The sequence below is a fragment of the Streptomyces sp. NPDC051218 genome (genome assembly GCF_044455475.1).
GTDB lineage: Bacteria > Actinomycetota > Actinomycetes > Streptomycetales > Streptomycetaceae > Streptomyces.
In genome coordinates, this window is the sequence record NZ_JBITEU010000001.1 from 862801 (window position 1) to 878499 (window position 15699).

The window sequence follows — 15699 nt, forward strand, 5'->3', positions numbered from 1 at the left end:
TTCCAGCCCGTCCGGCGTTTGAGGACGAACTCGGCGGAGCCGGTGATGACGGTACGCAAGGCCCTCGCGCCAGAGCGAGTTTTCGGGAAGGGGCGGGGTTGGGGAAAAGAAACGCCCCTACCCCACCCCCGCCACCCCCGGCCGCACCAACCCCGACTCATAAGCCACGATCACCAGCTGCGCCCGATCCCTCGCCCCCAGCTTCCCCATGATCCGGCTGACATGGGTCTTCGCGGTCAGGGGGCTCAACCCCAACTGATCCGCAATCTCCGCGTTGTTCAGTCCCCGCGCGACCAGCGCGAGAACCTGCCGCTCCCGCTCGCTCAACTCACCGGACAACGCATCCGGCAGAGCAACCTCAACCGGCGCCCGCAACACCCGAGCGATCAACCGAGAAGTCGGGCCCGGCGACAGCAGGGACTCCCCCGCGGCCACCGTACGAATCGCCTCCAACAACTCCCCCGGCTTCGTGTCCTTCACCAAGAACCCCGACGCCCCGGCCCGAAGCGCGTCGACGACATGCTCATCCGTGTCGTAAGTCGTCAGCATCAACACCTTCACCCCGGCCAGATCCTCGTCTTCCGCAAGCAGCCGCGTCGCCTCGATCCCGTCCAGGTCCGGCATCCGGATGTCCATCACGATGAGATCCGCCCGCTCGGAGCGGGCGAGGTCGACCGCCGCCCGCCCCGTCCCCGCCTGCCCCACCACCTCCATGTCCGGCGCGGACTCGACCAGCATCGCGAACGCGGCCCGCACCAGCGTCTGATCGTCGGCGAGTAGTACACGGATCGTCATCGAAGCCCTCCCACAGGCACCAGGGGCAGTACCGCCGCCACCAAGAAACCGCCATCGGGCCGAGGCCCCGCCTCCAACGTCCCGCCCACGCTCCGGGCCCGCTCCCGCATCCCCACCAGGCCGAAACCGGGGGTGTGCGAGGGGTCCAGGGCTGAGACGGCCCCGTCGTCCACCACGGTCACCCGCAACGCGGGCCCCTCGCTCCGGACACCCACCCGGATCGTGAGCCCGGGGCCGCCGCCACCGTGCCGCACCGCGTTGGTCAGCGCCTCCTGCACGATGCGGTAGGCCGCTGCGCCCACGGCGGGCGGCGCCTCGACCTCCCGTACCGCCAGATCGACCTCCGCGCCGGACGTCCGCGCCGCCTCCGCCAGGTCGGCGAGGCCGTCGAGGCCCGGCAGCGGGCCCCGCGTCTCCTCCGCGGTGCCTTCCCTCAACACCTCAAGGGTGGCGCGGAGTTCACCACGGGCCGACCGGCAGGTGTCGGCGATGTCGTCGAGGGCCTTCGCCACCGCCTCCCGGTCGAGGCGCTCCGGATCGGCGGTGAGGACGTGCGCGGCGACGGACGTCTGGACGCCGACCAGGGTGATGCTGTGCGCCAGCAGGTCGTGCAGGTCACGGGCGACCCGCAGCCTCTCCTCGGCGACCCGCCGCCGCGCCTCCTCCTCGCGCGTACGCTCCGCCCGCTCGGCACGCTCCAGTACGGAGGTGACGTACTGGCGGTGGATGCGCACGTACACGCCGAGCAGCAGCACGGAGACGATCCAGCCGGACATCCGCAGCACTTCCGCGACTTGGTGCGGGGACACTCTCGCGTTGACGGTCAGCATGATGCCGACGACGAGGCCGCCGATGATCAGGGCGCGGCGCGGACGCCCGGAGGCGGCGACGGTGTAGAGCGCGACCATGCCGACCGGGACGGCGGCCATGTGCGTGTAGTCGATGCCGTGGTACGGAGAGATGAAGACGATCACCCCGAGCAGCGCCAGCAGGGGACTGCTTCGCCGCCACGCCAGCGGTACGTGCGCACAGAGCAGCAGGCTCCAGCCGAGGAGGTCGGGGCGCCGGCCGTCCTCGACGAACACGGCGAGCAGGACGGACAGCGCCGCGAGCACCGCCGCGAACAGCGCGTCGGTGCGCAGAGCGTTCCGGCTGCCGGGCACGGCCCCCGTGAAGGCCAGCACACCACGCGGCGCCGGCGCCCTCTCCTGAACCCGCGGTATGTCCGCCACAGCCTCATCCTCCCGTACGAGGGCGCCCCTCCGGCAGGGAAGGGGCGCCCGGAAGCGTTCAACGGTCAGGGGGCGTGCACCCGTTGGGGCTCGGGCTCCAGGGCGGGGCCCGTCTCCGGGGCGGGACGCGAGAGGCTCCCCGGCCACCACACCTTCCTGCCGAGCGCCACGCTCGCGCTCGTCACCAGATACGTCCGCACCAGGAACGTGTCGAGCAGCACCCCGACCGCGATCACGAAGCCCAGCTCGACCAGCTGCACCAGCGGCATGTTGGTGAGCACCGCGAACGTCGCCGCGAGCACGAGGCCCGCCGACGCGATGACGCCGCCCGTCGTCCGCAGCGCGGTCAGCGCGGCGGCCCCCGGTTCGGCGCCCGCGAGGGACTCCTCCCGCATGCGGTGCATCAGGAAGATGCCGTAGTCGACGCCCAGCGCGACCAGGAAGACGAAGGAGAGCAACCCCAGCCCCGGGTCCGTGCCCTCGAAGCCGAGGAGCGGCTCGAAGACCAGGCCCGCGATGCCGAGCGAGGCCCCCCACACCGCGACCACCGCGGCGAGCAGGAGCAGCGGCGCGACGAGGGACCGCAGGAGCGCCACCAGGATCAGCAGCACCGCGGCGAGAACCAGCGGCACGATGATCGGGGTGTCCCGGTCGTTGGTGTCCTTCAGGTCCAGCTGCTGAGCGCTGGCTCCGCCCACGTACGAGCCGTCCAGGTCCGCCCGCAGCGCCTTGATCGTCTCCGTCTCTCCCGCCGACTCGGGCGCGGCCGTCGCGATCACGGAGATCTCGGTCCAGTCCTTCGCCGTACGTCCCTTCTCGGCGCTGTCCACGCCCCGCGTGCCCTTGATGTCGGCGAGGGCATCGGAGGCGCGGTCGGCGGGCGTCATCACGGTGATGGGCCGGGTGCCGTGCTCGGGGTAGGCCTTGTCAAGGGTCTCCATCGCGGTGACGGAGTCGGGCGTCTTGGTGAAGGAGTCCTCCTGCTTCAGCGCGCCCGGCAGGTTCAGCGCCCCCAGGGCGAGCGCGCCGAGCAGCACGGCGCCGCCCGCGAGCACGGTGAGGGGCCTGCGCCCCGCCGAGCTGCCCATCATGGAGAAGAGGCTGCGCCGCTGCTTGGGCTCGCCGCCGTAGGCGGGCACCAGCGGCCAGAACACGCGCCGCCCGAGCAGGACGAGGAGCGCGGGCAGCAGCGTCAGCATCGCGAGGAGCGCGCACAGCACGCCGACCGCGCCCAGCGGGCCCATGCCACGGCTGCTGTTGAGGTCGGCGGCGAGCAGGCAGAACAGCCCTGCCGCGACCGTGCCCGACGAGGCGAGCACGGCCGGGCCGCAGCCCTTGAGGGCGGCGACCATCGCGTCGTAGGGCCGCTTGATCCTGCGCAGTTCCTCGCGGTAGCGGGAGACGATGAGCAGCGCGTAGTCCGTGCCCGCGCCGAACACGAGGATCGTCATCACGCCGCTGCTCTGACCGGTGACGGACGTCCCGAAGCCTTCGTGCAGTCCGTACGCGACGCCCATCGCCAGGTAGTCCGCGATGCCCGCCACGGTGAGCGGCACGAGCCACAGGAACGGGCTGCGGTAGATGAGGATCAGGAGCAGCGCGACCACGCCTGCGGTGGTGTAGAGCAGGGGCCCGCCGAGGGAGTCGTAGACCTTGCCCGCGTCCGTGGAGAGCGCTCCCGGGCCGCCGACGTCGACGCTCAGCCCGTCCTCGCCCCGGGCGGTGTCGCGGATGTCGTCGACGAGCGCGTCCCGGAGTTTCTCGTCATGGCCCGGCTCGGTGCTGACCACGGGGTACATGAGCGTGGTGCCGTCCTTGGACGGTACGACGCGCGGGGTGGCCGCCAGCTTGTGGGCCCGGCCGATCTCGGTGACCTGCCGGGCCGCCGCGGCGCGGTCGGCTGAGGTCAGGCCGCCGTCGCGGTGGTAGACGAGGACGAGCTCGGTGGCCTCACCCCCGGGCAACTGGTCCTGGATCTTGGCCACTTCGGTGGAGTCGGCGCTCGCGGGGAGGTAGTCCACGACGCGGTCCTGCTGGGCGTCGGAGAGCTTCGACGCGAAGGGCCCGGCGAGCGCGATGACGGCTATCCACAGTCCGAGGAACATCCAGGGCACGGCTCGTCGCCGTCGTGCGGTGGTCTGTTCGGCCCGCATGACGGGCCTCCTTCCGGCAGGTTGGCAGGTTCGGTGCCAACCCTTCCGGAGGGTGTGTCGCGATCCGTCGGGCGAGAGGGCGAGTTGGGGCGTACGACGCAGGGAGGCATCAGCCTCGTACTACTCCCTGGGGAGTAGCGCCCACACCCCTTAGGCCCTACAACCCTCAGGTCAGAAGTGCGTCGTCCGCGCCGCCACCATCAGCCGCGTGACCTCGTCCGCGCCGATGGTCAGGGCGCCGCCCACCGTGGCGAGCACCTCGCGTTCGGCGGGGGTGTACGGGCCGTCGGCGAGTGCGATCCGCGCGCCCTGGAGCAGCAGCGCCTCACGTCCGGCGGGAGCGAGGTGCGGGGCCAGCGGGCCGAGCGCCTCGTGGAGCTCTATGGCCAGACCGGGCCCGCAGTCCGGGACGGTGGCACGGCCGGTGTCCGCGGCGAGCGCTTCGACCAGCGCGACGAGCTGGTCCTCGCGGCAGTCGTCGAACCCGGCGAGGCGCAGCGCGCCGACGGCCGCGTCGAGCGTGGAGCGCGACGAGGTGCCGCCCGCGGCGAGGATCGCGAGGACGACGGTGTGCACGGCGTCGCGGACCATGGCCGAGAGCCGTGTGGTCGTGGGATGGCCGAGAACGTCCGTACCGAAGTGGTCACCACAGGCGGCGCACTCGACGATGGGCCCCGCGGCGCCGCGCGGCAGGACGGGCACGCCGAGCAGGACGAAGCGGCGACGGCCGGTGCGGCGCTGGTAGTTGCGGTCACCGCCGCAGCCGGGGCAGAAGAACTCACCGTCCCCGACGGTGGTCCAGGCCGTATGCACGCCGACCACGCGCCTGCGCAGGACACGCCCACGCGAAACGGGCGTGGCGACGATGCGGGATTCCCGGCCGTCTCGTCCCCGATCTGGCAGCACCGCGCACCTCCGTAACGCCCCGGCAACATTGCCGCGTTGGGCGTGATGTTAGCCACATTGTTGATGTGGCGTCAGCACCCTGTACGAGAGATGGCCGGTACCGCACCCTGATTGCCCCCCGAGGATCACCTCGGGGGGCGGTCGGGCGGTGTGTCAGCGGGCGGCGCGGTTCACCGCGGAGACCGCGGCCTTCAGCGAGGCACGCGTCGTGTTCGCGTCGATGCCGATGCCCCACAGGACCTTGTCGCCGATGGCGCACTCGATGTACGAAGCGGCCTGCGCGGAGGCTCCTTCGCTCATCGTGTGCTCCTGGTAGTCCAGGAGGCGTACGTCGATGCCGATGCCCTGCAGCGCGTTGAAGAACGCCGAGATCGGGCCGTTGCCGGTGCCGGTCAGGACGGTGTCGGCGCCGTCGACCGTCGCCTCGACGGTGAGGGTGTCCGTGCCGTCCTTGTCCGTGGTGGTCTGGCCGTTCTTGACCTGGATGCGGCCCCACGGGTTCTGCGGGTTGGGCAGGTACTCGTCCTGGAAGATGCCCCAGATCGCGTCCGGGGTGACCTCGCCGCCCTCGGTGTCGGTCTTCGTCTGGATGATCTTCGAGAACTCGACCTGCATGCGGCGCGGCAGGTCCAGGTGGTGGTCGCTCTGCAGGACGTAGGCGATGCCGCCCTTGCCGGACTGCGAGTTGACGCGGATGACGGCCTCGTAGGACCGGCCGACGTCCTTGGGGTCGATGGGCAGGTACGGGACGGCCCACTCGATCTCGTCGACCGTCTTGCCCTGCTGCTCGGCCCGCATGCCCATGGCCTCGAAGCCCTTCTTGATGGCGTCCTGGTGGGAGCCGGAGAAGGCGGTGTAGACGAGGTCGCCCGCGTACGGGTGGCGGGGGTGGATCTCCATCTGGTTGCAGTACTCGGCGGTGCGGCGGATCTCGTCGATGTCGGAGAAGTCGATCTGCGGGTCGACGCCCTGCGAGAAGAGGTTCATGCCCAGCGTGACCAGGTCGACGTTGCCGGTACGCTCGCCCTGCCCGAACAGGCAGCCCTCGATGCGGTCGGCGCCGGCCATGATGGCCAGTTCGGCGGCGGCGACGGCGGTGCCGCGGTCGTTGTGCGGGTGGACCGACAGGCAGACGTGCTCGCGCCGGGTCAGGTTGCGGGACATCCACTCGAAGCGGTCCGCGTGCGTGGAGGGCGTCGAACGCTCCACCGTGGCGGGCAGGTTGAGGATGATCTCGCGGCCCTCCGCGGGCTGCCACTCGTCACAGACGGCTTCGCAGACCTCCAGGGCGAAGTCCAGCTCGGTGTCGGTGAAGATCTCGGGGCTGTACTGGTAGCCGAAGACCGTCTCGGGGCCCAGCAGCTTCTCCGCGTACTCCATGACCAGGCGCGTGCCGTCGACGGCGATCTGCTTGACCGCGTCCTTCGAGCCACGGAAGACGACCTCGCGCCAGACGGGCGCGGTCGCGTTGTACAGGTGGACGGTGGCGCGCTTGGCGCCGACCAGCGACTCGACGGTGCGGGAGATGAGCTCCTCGCGGGCCTGCGTCAGGACGGAGATCGTGACGTCGTCCGGGATCGCGCCGTCCTCGATGATCGACCGTACGAAATCGAAGTCGGTCGCGCCCGAGGAGGGGAAGCCGACCTCGATCTCCTTGTAGCCCATGCGGACCAGCAGGTCGAACATCTCGCGCTTGCGGGCCGGGGACATCGGGTCGATCAGCGCTTGGTTGCCGTCACGCAGGTCCGTGGAGAGCCAGCGGGGAGCGACCGTGATGCGGTTGTCCGGCCACGTGCGGTCGGGGATGTCGACCTGGTCGTACTGGCCGTACTTGTGGACCGGCATGGACGTGGCACGCTGCAGATTGGGCTTGATCGCCATGATGCGGGGGCTCCTCGGGAGTGTCCTTAAGGACGGCCGACGGTCGCTTCGCGAGCAACACCGAACTCCGCGGGGAGGGGGTCGGCCTCGACTACAGGCCCTCGCCGCGGCAGCTAAGGAGAAGCAGCCCGTAACGCATGATGCTCCGCAGCCTAGCCGAGTCGCGCTGTGTGCGCGGGTGCGTATCAGTATGCGGGATCGCCGCCAGGTAACGGGTAAGAGGTGATCAATACCTCTATTTCACTAATCATGGTTGCAGGTAGTGACAGCGGCATGACCCAGTGCCACATTGCCGCCATGACCGCCAATCCAGGCTTCGAGCCTGTCTTCTGCACCATCATCCCTCCTCACGTGCTCGACACTCTGGCCCAGAGTGACGACGCCACTCTCGCGGGTCCCGCTCGCCGCACCCTTGAGCGCGACTCGATCGAGCGCACCCACCGCCGCCTGACCACGGTCATCGGCGCCCCCGCCGTCTCGCTGCCCAAGGAAGCCGCGGAGAGCAAACCGCACCGCACGATCCACGACGCGAAGCACAAGACCGAGCTGCCGGGCCGCAAGGTCCGCGGCGAGGGCGACAAGCCCGGCAAGGACGCGACCGTCAACCGCGCGTACGCGGGCCTCGGCGCGACCTTCGAGCTGTTCCTGAAGTCGTACCAGCGCAACTCCATCGACGGCAGCGGCCTGCCGCTGAACGCGACGGTCCACTACGGCGAGGACTACGGGAACGCCTTCTGGAACGGCGAACAGATGGTGTTCGGCGACGGTGACGGCGAGATCTTCCTCGACTTCACCATCCCCGTGGACGTCATCGGCCACGAGCTGACGCACGGCGTCGTGCAGTACACGGCGAACCTCACGTACTTCGGTCAGCCCGGCGCGCTCAACGAATCGTGCGCCGACGTGTTCGGCTCGCTGATCAAGCAGTACACGCTCGGCCAGACCGCCTCCGAGGCCGACTGGCTAATCGGCGCCGGGCTCCTCGCCCCGCGCGTGACGGGCACGGCGCTGCGCTCCATGAAGGCGCCCGGCACGGCCTACGACGACGATGTGCTCGGCAAGGACCCGCAGCCGGCCGACATGGACCACTACGTCCGCACGGGCCGCGACAACGGCGGCGTGCACATCAACTCCGGCATCCCCAACCACGCCTTCTATCTGCTCGCCGAGGCGCTCGGCGGCAACGCGTGGGAGCGGGCGGGCCAGATCTGGTACGCCGTCCTGACCGGCGGCGAGCTGGCCCAGGACGCGTCCTTCGCGGACTTCGCGAAGCTGACGGTGGCCGCGGCGCGCGACAAGTACGGCGAGGGCGAGGAGCACGGTGCCGTCGTCAAGGCGTGGTCCCAGGTCGGCGTGCCCACCAACTGACCGCCCACCGACCGGCCTACCAACCGGCCTCCCCATGGAGTAGACAGGTTCCATGCGTATCCAGGTGAAGCGCACGGGAGGATTCGCGGGCATCGAGCGGCACGCCGAGGTCGACACCTCGGGTCTGCCCGATGCCCCCGAGTGGCAGGCCCTGGCCGACGAGGCCATGGCAGAGGGCCGGAACGCGCCACCGATAGGGGTGCCGGACGGCTTCAGCTACCAGCTCACCGTGGACGGCCGCACGGTGTACTGCTCGGATCCCCGCCTGACCGATCCACAGCGCAAGCTGATCACGCGTGTCCTCAAGGAGGGCTCGTAGAACAGGGGAACCCGCAAGACGTGAGAAGTGTTCACGTTTTCTGAGGTACGCCCATTGACTTCCGTACGCGGCCGTACGGAAGATCGCGCCCATGGCAGCGACCCATGCGACCCATGTGCGCGAACCACTCCCGCAGTTCCCCCGCGACTTCGTGTGGGGGGTGTCCACATCGGCTCACCAGATCGAGGGCGCCGTCGACGAACGCGGCCCCTCGGTCTGGGACGCGTTCACCGCGCTGCCCGGCAGGGTGAAGGACGGCACGACGGCCGCCGTGGCCTGCGACCACTACCACCGCTACCGCGAAGACGTCGCGCTCATCCGGGAGTTGAGGGTCGGCGCCTACCGTTTCTCGGTGTCGTGGCCGCGCGTGCTGCCGAGCGGGGCGGGTGAGGTGAGCACATCGGGCCTCGACTTCTACGACCGTCTCGTCGACGAGCTGTGCGCGGCGGGCGTCAGCCCCGTCCCCACGCTCTTCCACTGGGACACACCGCTCGCGCTCGCCGATGAGGGCGGCTGGCTGCGGCGGGACACAGCCGAGCGCTTCGCCGCGTACGCGGCCGTGGTGGCCGCCCGCATCGGTGACCGCGCCAAGAAGTGGATCACCCTCAACGAACCCGCCGAGCACACCCTCCTCGGTCACGCCCTCGGCCAGCACGCGCCCGGCGAGCAGCTCATGTTCGACGCCCTGCCGGTGGCGCACCACCAGCTCGTCGCCCACGGCCTCGCGGTGCGGGCGCTGCGCGCGGCGGGCATCACCGACATCGGCGTCGCCAACTCGCACGGCCCCACCTGGCCCGCCTCCCCCTCGGCCGAGGACACCCAGGCGGCGGACTTCTACGACGTGCTCCTCAACCGCCTCTTCTCGGACCCGCTGATCCTCGGCCGATACCCGGACGGAATCGCGGAGTTGATGCCGGGCGGCGACATCGAGGCGGACCTGAAGGTCATCGCGGAGCCGGTCGAATGGTACGGGATCAACTTCTACCAGCCGACGAAGGTGGGCGCCCCGCTCCCGGCCACGGCCACGACTGCCACGGAGTTCGGCGGCGTCACACTCCCGCCCGAACTCCCCTTCGCGCCAAGGGAGATCGAGGGCCGCCCGATGACGGACTTCGGCTGGCCGGTGGTCCCGGAGTCACTCACCGAACTGCTCACCGGCTTCCGCGACCGGTACGGCGACCGGCTGCCCCCGCTGGTGATCACCGAGAACGGCTGCTCGTACGAGGGCATCGACGACGAGCGGCGGATCGACTACCTGGACGGTCATCTGCGCGCACTGCACCGGGCGTTGGAGGCGGGAGTGGACGTACGCGGCTACTTCGTCTGGTCCCTGATGGACAACTTCGAGTGGGCGGAGGGCTACCGGCAGCGCTTCGGTCTCGTCCACGTCGACTACGCCACCCTGAAGCGCACTCCGAAGGCGTCATACGCCTGGCTGCGCGAGGCACTGCGGGTGCAACAGGCATGACAGCCGGGCGGGTTGAGGCGCTGCGGGAGCCGGTCGACCGCGTCGGGCGGGGCTGGACGGCGTCCCTCTCGCTCGCCAACGGAGCGATCTGGGTGGGGTGGTACGGCCCGCTGCAGATCCTCCTTGCCGTACAGGCGGAGGACCTCGCCCCGGCCGGCACATCGAAGGAGACGGTCCTCGCGTGGGTGGCGGGCGCCGGGGCCGTGGTGTCCCTCGCGTCGAACCCGCTGTTCGGCGCGCTTTCCGACCGGACCGTGTCGCGCTTCGGGCGGCGCACGCCATGGATCGTGGCGGGCACGGCGGGTGGCGCGGCGGCGCTCCTGCTGCTTTCGGCCGCCGGGTCCGTGTGGTGGATGGCGGCGGGCTGGTGCCTGGTCCAGCTCACCCTGAACGCCGCGTTCGCCGCGGTCACAGCGGCCGTACCGGACCGGGTGCCGCGGCTCCAGCGGGGCGCGGTGGGCGGCTGGCTGGGGGCGGCGCAGATCCTGGGCGTGGTCGTGGGCACGGGCCTCGCCACGGCTGCCGGGGGTGTGGGCGCGGGATACGCGGCGTGCGCGGTGTTCACCCTGGTGGGAGTGCTCCCGTACGTCCTGCGCCACCGGGACCTGCGCCTGGCGCCGCACGACAGGCCGCCGTTCGCGTGGCGGTCGTTCACCCGCGCCTTCTGGCTGAGCCCGCGCCGCTACCCGGACCTCGGCTGGGCCTGGCTGACCCGCTTCCTGATCAACCTCAGCAACGCCCTGGTCCTGCTCTATCTCCTCTACTACCTCCGGGACCGCTTGGACTACGCCGACCCGGACGAGGGCGTCCTGATCCTCACGGCGGTGAACGGCCTGACGCTGCTCGCGACGGTGGTCGTCGGCGGCGTCTGGTCGGACCGCGTGGGCCGCCGGAAGCCCTTCGTGCTCTGGTCCGGCGTCCTGATGGCGGTGGCGACGGCCCTGCTGTCCGGCTGGCAGACCTGGCCGGGGGCGATCGTCGCTGCGGCGGTCCTCGGCGTCGGCTTCGGCGTCTTCACTTCGGTGGACTTCGCCCTGATGACGGACGTCCTGCCGAAGGCGATGGACCGCGGCAAGGACATGGGCGTCATCAACATCGCCAACTCACTCCCCCAGGTGGCGGCCCCCGCCCTGGCGGCCCCGATCGTGACGCACTTGGGCGGCTACCGGGTGCTGTACCTGGTGGCGGCCGTGATCGGGTTGGCGGGGGCGCTGCTCGTGACGCGGATCAGGGGCGTGGAGTAACCCCGGGGTCCCGCCGGGGAATCAATCAGAAACCCAGCTTGCGGAGCTGCTTGGGGTCGCGCTGCCAGTCCTTGGCGACCTTGACGTGCAGGTCGAGGAAGACCGGCGTCCCCAGGAGCGCCTCGATCTGCTGGCGGGACTTGATCCCGACCTCCTTGAGGCGCTTGCCCTTCGGGCCGATGATGATGCCCTTCTGGCTGGGGCGCTCGATGTAGACGTTCGCGTGGATGTCGAGCATCGGCTTGTCCGCGGGGCGGTCCTGGCGCGGCAGCATCTCCTCCACCACGACGGCGATGGAGTGCGGCAGCTCGTCCCGGACGCCTTCCAGCGCGGCCTCGCGGATCAGCTCGGCGACCATGACCTGCTCGGGCTCGTCCGTGAGGTCGCCCTCGGGATAGAGCGGCGGGCTCTTGGGGAGCATCGGGACGATCAGGTCGGCGAGCAGCTGGACCTGCTTGTCGCCCACCGCGGACACCGGCACGATCTGCGCCCACTCGAAGCCGAGCTCCTTGCCGAGCTGGTCGATGGCGATGAGCTGCTCGGCGAGCGTCTTGCTGTCCACGAGGTCGGTCTTCGTCACGACCGCGATCTTCGGCGTCTTCTTGATGCCGGCCAGTTCCTTGGCGATGAAACGGTCACCGGGGCCGAGCTTCTCGTTCGCGGGCAGACAGAACCCGATGACGTCGACCTCGGCCCACGTCGTGCGCACGACGTCGTTGAGCCGCTCGCCGAGCAGCGTGCGCGGCTTGTGGAGCCCGGGGGTGTCCACCAGGATCAGCTGGGCGTCGGGCCGGTGCACGATGCCGCGCACCGTGTGCCGCGTGGTCTGCGGCTGGTCGGCCGTGATCGCCACCTTCTGGCCGACCAGAGCATTCGTAAGGGTGGACTTGCCCGCATTGGGGCGGCCCACGAAGCAGGCGAAGCCGGCGCGGTGGGGTGCCCCCGACGATTCTGACGGCTCGGATGACTCGGTACGAACGCTCATGGCGCCCATTCTCCCTGATCGCCGGAGGGCCGCAGCACCCCGAGGCACCGATGAGGCCCGGAAGCGGCACCGGTGAGCACGCGGAAACTCACCGGCAACACGAAACACGGCGGAAACGCCCGGGTGCCCGTCCCGAAACGCGGGGCGGTGACGCTCTCCCTCTGCCCCCACCCGGAGGAGAGATTCCCCGTGCAGTCCCTGACCACCACCTTGGCCGCGGCCAAGGGCCCCGACACCGGCGACACCGCCTGGCTGCTCGCGGCCACCGCCCTCGTCCTGCTGATGACGCCCGGCCTCGCCCTCTTCTACGGCGGCATGGTCCGCACGAAGAGCGTCCTCAACATGCTCCTGATGAGTTTCGTGTCGATCGCCCTGGTCACGGTGGTGTGGCTGCTCGCCGGCTACTCACTCGCGTTCGGCGACGACGCGTTCGCGGGCCTGATCGGCGGAGTCGACCACCTCGGGCTCGCGGGCATCGGCCCGGAGACCCTCACCGGGACGGTCCCCACCCTCCTCTTCACCACGTTCCAGCTCACTTTCGCGATCCTCACCACGGCGCTGATCAGCGGCGCGATCGCGGACCGCACGAAGTTCGCGGCCTGGCTGGTCTTCGTGCCCATCTGGGCGCTGCTCGTATACGTTCCCGTGGCGCACTGGGTCTGGGGCCCGGACGGCTGGATCTCCTCCTCCCTCGGCGCACTGGACTTCGCGGGCGGCCTGGTCGTCGAGATCGCGTCGGGTGCGTCGGGCCTCGCCCTGTGCCTGGTACTCGGCCCGCGGCTCGGCTTCAGGAAGGACGCGATGCGTCCGCACAACCTGCCGATGGTCCTGATGGGCGCGGGCCTGCTCTGGTTCGGCTGGCTCGGCTTCAACGGCGGCTCGGCCCTCGGCGCGAACGGCCTCGCGGCGGCCTCCCTCCTGAACACGCTCCTGGCCGGGTGCACGGGCCTGCTCGGCTGGCTCTTCGTGGAGCAGCGACGCGACGGCCACCCCACCACCTTCGGCGCGGCGTCGGGCGCGGTGGCCGGCCTGGTCGCCATCACCCCCGCGTGCGGGGTCGTCGGGGTGCTCGGCGCCGCGGTGGTCGGCCTCGCGGCGGGCGTGGTCTGCTCGTACGCCGTGGCGTGGAAGTTCCGCTTGAACTACGACGACTCCCTCGACGTGGTGGGCGTCCACCTGGTCGGCGGCGTGGTCGGCACGCTCCTGATCGGCCTGTTCGCGACGGCCACGATGACGGACGGCGCGGAGGGGCTCTTCTACGGGGGCGGGCTCGCCCAGCTGGGCAAGCAGACGGTGGCGGTGCTCGCGGTGGCGGCGTACACGTTCGCGGTGACGTACGGCATCGGCAAGGCGATCGACAAGCTCATGGGCTTCCGCGCGTCGGCGGAGGACGAACAGACGGGCCTCGACCAGACGCACCACGCGGAGACCGCCTACGATCACGGCGTCCTGGTCAGCCCGATGAAGGGGAGCACCGTCCGATGAAGCTCGTTACCGCGGTCATCAAGCCGTTCCGCCTCGACGAGGTGAAGACGGCCCTGCAGGAACTGGGCGTCCAGGGCCTCACGGTCACGGAGGCGAGCGGGTACGGACGCCAGCGGGGGCACACGGAGGTGTACCGGGGCGCGGAGTACCAGGTGGACCTGGTCCCGAAGGTGCGGATCGAGGTCGTCGTCGACGACGCGGACGCGGAGGCCGTGATCGACGGAATCGTCCGCGCGGCGGCCACGGGCAAGATCGGTGACGGGAAGGTGTGGGCGGTCCCGGTGGAGACGGTGGTACGGGTACGAACCGGGGAGCGGGGGCCGGACGCGGTTTGATTCATCCCCAACCCCGCCCCTGCCGGACGGGCTGAATTTTCAGCCCGTCCGGCGTTTGAGGACGAACTCGGCGGAGCCGGTGATTGACGGCAACCAAGGCCCCGCGCCAGAGTGGGTTTTCGGGAAGGGGCGGGGTTGGGGAAAGACTCAGTTCGCCTGAGCCCGCACCCGGACCTCCCCGTCAGCCCCCGCCAGGAACACCGGCGTCCCGGCCCCGCCAAGGTCCCGCACAGCGGAAAGGTCCTCGGCGGACAGCGCCTCCTCGGAGGAGACGACCGCCGCCGCCTCAAGGGACTCCGCACCGGAAGCGACAGCCATGGCCACCGCGGTCCGCAGGGCGGAAAGCTTCAGGGAGTCGAGAGAAACCGTCCCGGCGACATAGGTCCGCCCCGTCTCGTCCCGCACAGCGGCCCCCTCGGCCACCCCGTTCCGCGCCCGCGCCGAACGAGCCAGCGTAACGATCTTCCGGTCCTCGGCATCCAGCGCGCCAGGCGCAGCACTCTCGCTCATACGCCGAGCATACGGAGCCAAGAGACCTAAACCGCCACCGGGTACATCGACCCCCGCCGCCCCTCCGGCGACGCGAGCCACTCCAGTTTCGCCGCGGTCTCCGCCTCCGGCAGCGGCGTGTGCAGCACGATCGTCAGGTCGGGCCGCGCAGGCACCCGCATCGCCGTCGACTCGACATGCAACGCCCCCACCAGCGGATGGATGAGCTCCTTGTGCACCTGCCCGGCGGGCCGCACGTCCCGCCGCTGCCACAGTTCGTCGAACTCCTCGGCCGCCACCGACTCCCGCAGCTCGGCGAGGATCGCCTGGAACCCCTCGTCGTCCGGGGTCTCCGAGCAGGACGCGCGGAACTGCGCGACGACCGTCTCCGCGTTCGTCCGCCAACTCACGCTCCGTGAGCGGTAGATGGGGTCGGTGAAGAAGTCCACGAGGCAGTTCTGGGTGATCTCGGGGCGCATCCCGAAGACCATCCCGGCCGCGTCGTTGTACATGACGCAGTTGTAGTAGCGGTCCATGATGTGCGCGGGGTACGGCATCCACGTGTCGATCAGGCGTTGCATCCCCTCGCACATGTCCCGGTCGGCCTGCTCGACCTCGGGGGCGGGCGGGTTGAGACCGGCGAGCACGTACAAGTGCCGCCGCTCCGCGCTCGACAGCTTCAGGACACGTCCCACGGAGTCCAGGACCTGCGGCGACACGGAGATGTCGCGGCCCTGCTCCAGCCACTGGTACCAGGACGCGCCGACCCCGGCGAGCACGGCGACCTCCTCGCGCCGCAGGCCCGGCGTACGCCGCCGCGCCCCGCCGTCCGGGAGGCCCGCCTCCGTGGGGCTGACCCGGGCGCGGCGGCTCATCAGGAACTCGCGCAGTTCGCCCAGACGCCGTGCCTTGGATTCGTCCTGGGGCCGCGCGGCCGCCGCTTCACTCGTCCCTGCCATTCGCGAGCTCCCCCCCTGCCTGGTGTTACGACCACCAGCATAAGTACCCGCTCCCCACGGCTATTCCTGACGCCCGAAGC

14 protein-coding genes are annotated in these 15699 nt (G+C 70.5%); 6 read left to right on the top strand and 8 right to left on the bottom strand.

Annotated features, from left to right (window positions below; all coding sequences use genetic code 11):
* Positions 1-117: 117 nt before the first annotated feature.
* The 5 genes from ACIBCK_RS04000 to leuA all read right to left on the bottom strand — a co-directional run bounded on the left by ACIBCK_RS04000 (position 118) and on the right by leuA (position 6967).
* Positions 118-795: a response regulator gene (locus ACIBCK_RS04000; protein WP_399386489.1), complete on the bottom strand. Its 678-nt coding sequence runs from the start codon at positions 793-795 to the stop codon at positions 118-120.
* A complete protein-coding gene (locus tag ACIBCK_RS04005) occupies positions 792-2027 on the bottom strand; it encodes a sensor histidine kinase (RefSeq protein ID WP_399386491.1) in 1236 nt (411 codons plus the stop codon). The genes ACIBCK_RS04000 and ACIBCK_RS04005 overlap by 4 nt, the downstream gene beginning before the upstream one ends.
* Positions 2028-2092: 65 nt before the next feature.
* Positions 2093-4180: an MMPL family transporter gene (locus tag ACIBCK_RS04010; RefSeq protein WP_399386493.1), complete on the bottom strand. Its 2088-nt coding sequence runs from the start codon at positions 4178-4180 to the stop codon at positions 2093-2095.
* A 171-nt stretch (positions 4181-4351) separates the two neighbouring features.
* Positions 4352-5086 (bottom strand): TerB family tellurite resistance protein, encoded by a 735-nt coding sequence (locus ACIBCK_RS04015; RefSeq protein ID WP_399386495.1) that lies wholly within the window; start codon positions 5084-5086, stop codon positions 4352-4354.
* A gap of 153 nt (positions 5087-5239) precedes the next feature.
* The gene (gene leuA, locus ACIBCK_RS04020) at positions 5240-6967 is read right to left on the bottom strand and encodes a 2-isopropylmalate synthase (protein ID WP_399386497.1); all 1728 of its coding nucleotides are present in this window, start codon (positions 6965-6967) and stop codon (positions 5240-5242) included.
* Between the two features lie 297 nt (positions 6968-7264).
* Here leuA and ACIBCK_RS04025 point away from each other — a divergent pair, with 297 nt between their 5' ends.
* From ACIBCK_RS04025 to ACIBCK_RS04040, 4 genes are all read left to right on the top strand, one after another.
* Positions 7265-8335, top strand: coding sequence for a M4 family metallopeptidase (locus tag ACIBCK_RS04025; protein WP_399386498.1), 1071 nt, complete (start codon positions 7265-7267; stop codon positions 8333-8335).
* A gap of 52 nt (positions 8336-8387) precedes the next feature.
* The gene (locus tag ACIBCK_RS04030; protein ID WP_399386500.1) at positions 8388-8654 is read left to right on the top strand and encodes a protealysin inhibitor emfourin; all 267 of its coding nucleotides are present in this window, start codon (positions 8388-8390) and stop codon (positions 8652-8654) included.
* Positions 8655-8745: 91 nt separating this feature from the next.
* A complete protein-coding gene (locus ACIBCK_RS04035) occupies positions 8746-10122 on the top strand; it encodes a GH1 family beta-glucosidase (protein ID WP_399386502.1) in 1377 nt (458 codons plus the stop codon).
* Positions 10119-11366 carry an MFS transporter gene (locus tag ACIBCK_RS04040; protein ID WP_399386503.1) on the top strand — a complete coding sequence of 416 codons (1248 nt, stop codon included), beginning with the start codon at positions 10119-10121 and terminating at the stop codon, positions 11364-11366. The genes ACIBCK_RS04035 and ACIBCK_RS04040 overlap by 4 nt, the downstream gene beginning before the upstream one ends.
* Before the next feature lie 25 nt (positions 11367-11391).
* Here the strand turns inward: ACIBCK_RS04040 and era are convergent, their stop codons facing one another.
* Positions 11392-12360 carry a GTPase Era gene (gene era, locus ACIBCK_RS04045; RefSeq protein WP_399386504.1) on the bottom strand — a complete coding sequence of 323 codons (969 nt, stop codon included), beginning with the start codon at positions 12358-12360 and terminating at the stop codon, positions 11392-11394.
* Positions 12361-12549: 189 nt separating this feature from the next.
* On the opposite strand from era, the gene ACIBCK_RS04050 reads away from it, so the two are divergent.
* Both ACIBCK_RS04050 and ACIBCK_RS04055 read left to right on the top strand, forming a co-directional pair.
* A complete protein-coding gene (locus ACIBCK_RS04050; protein WP_399387237.1) occupies positions 12550-13836 on the top strand; it encodes an ammonium transporter in 1287 nt (428 codons plus the stop codon).
* The gene (locus ACIBCK_RS04055; protein WP_399386506.1) at positions 13833-14171 is read left to right on the top strand and encodes a P-II family nitrogen regulator; all 339 of its coding nucleotides are present in this window, start codon (positions 13833-13835) and stop codon (positions 14169-14171) included. The genes ACIBCK_RS04050 and ACIBCK_RS04055 overlap by 4 nt, the downstream gene beginning before the upstream one ends.
* Before the next feature lie 147 nt (positions 14172-14318).
* On the opposite strand, the gene ACIBCK_RS04060 is transcribed toward ACIBCK_RS04055, so the two are convergent.
* Both ACIBCK_RS04060 and ACIBCK_RS04065 read right to left on the bottom strand, forming a co-directional pair.
* Positions 14319-14681: a cytidine deaminase gene (locus ACIBCK_RS04060; RefSeq protein WP_399386508.1), complete on the bottom strand. Its 363-nt coding sequence runs from the start codon at positions 14679-14681 to the stop codon at positions 14319-14321.
* Between the two features lie 26 nt (positions 14682-14707).
* Positions 14708-15619, bottom strand: a complete 912-nt coding sequence (locus tag ACIBCK_RS04065; RefSeq protein ID WP_399386510.1) for a helix-turn-helix transcriptional regulator — start codon at positions 15617-15619, stop codon at positions 14708-14710.
* Positions 15620-15699 lie beyond the last annotated feature (80 nt).

Coding starts and splice junctions, on each gene's coding strand:
- ACIBCK_RS04055 (WP_399386506.1), top strand. CDS start 13,833: ATGAAGCTCGTTACCGCGGTCATCAAGCCGTTCCGCCTCGACGAGGTG.
- ACIBCK_RS04065 (WP_399386510.1), bottom strand. CDS start 15,619: ATGGCAGGGACGAGTGAAGCGGCGGCCGCGCGGCCCCAGGACGAATCC.
- ACIBCK_RS04025 (WP_399386498.1), top strand. CDS start 7,265: ATGACCGCCAATCCAGGCTTCGAGCCTGTCTTCTGCACCATCATCCCT.
- ACIBCK_RS04000 (WP_399386489.1), bottom strand. CDS start 795: ATGACGATCCGTGTACTACTCGCCGACGATCAGACGCTGGTGCGGGCC.
- ACIBCK_RS04060 (WP_399386508.1), bottom strand. CDS start 14,681: ATGAGCGAGAGTGCTGCGCCTGGCGCGCTGGATGCCGAGGACCGGAAG.
- ACIBCK_RS04040 (WP_399386503.1), top strand. CDS start 10,119: ATGACAGCCGGGCGGGTTGAGGCGCTGCGGGAGCCGGTCGACCGCGTC.
- ACIBCK_RS04035 (WP_399386502.1), top strand. CDS start 8,746: ATGGCAGCGACCCATGCGACCCATGTGCGCGAACCACTCCCGCAGTTC.
- ACIBCK_RS04030 (WP_399386500.1), top strand. CDS start 8,388: ATGCGTATCCAGGTGAAGCGCACGGGAGGATTCGCGGGCATCGAGCGG.
- leuA (WP_399386497.1), bottom strand. CDS start 6,967: ATGGCGATCAAGCCCAATCTGCAGCGTGCCACGTCCATGCCGGTCCAC.
- era (WP_399386504.1), bottom strand. CDS start 12,360: ATGGGCGCCATGAGCGTTCGTACCGAGTCATCCGAGCCGTCAGAATCG.
- ACIBCK_RS04010 (WP_399386493.1), bottom strand. CDS start 4,180: ATGCGGGCCGAACAGACCACCGCACGACGGCGACGAGCCGTGCCCTGG.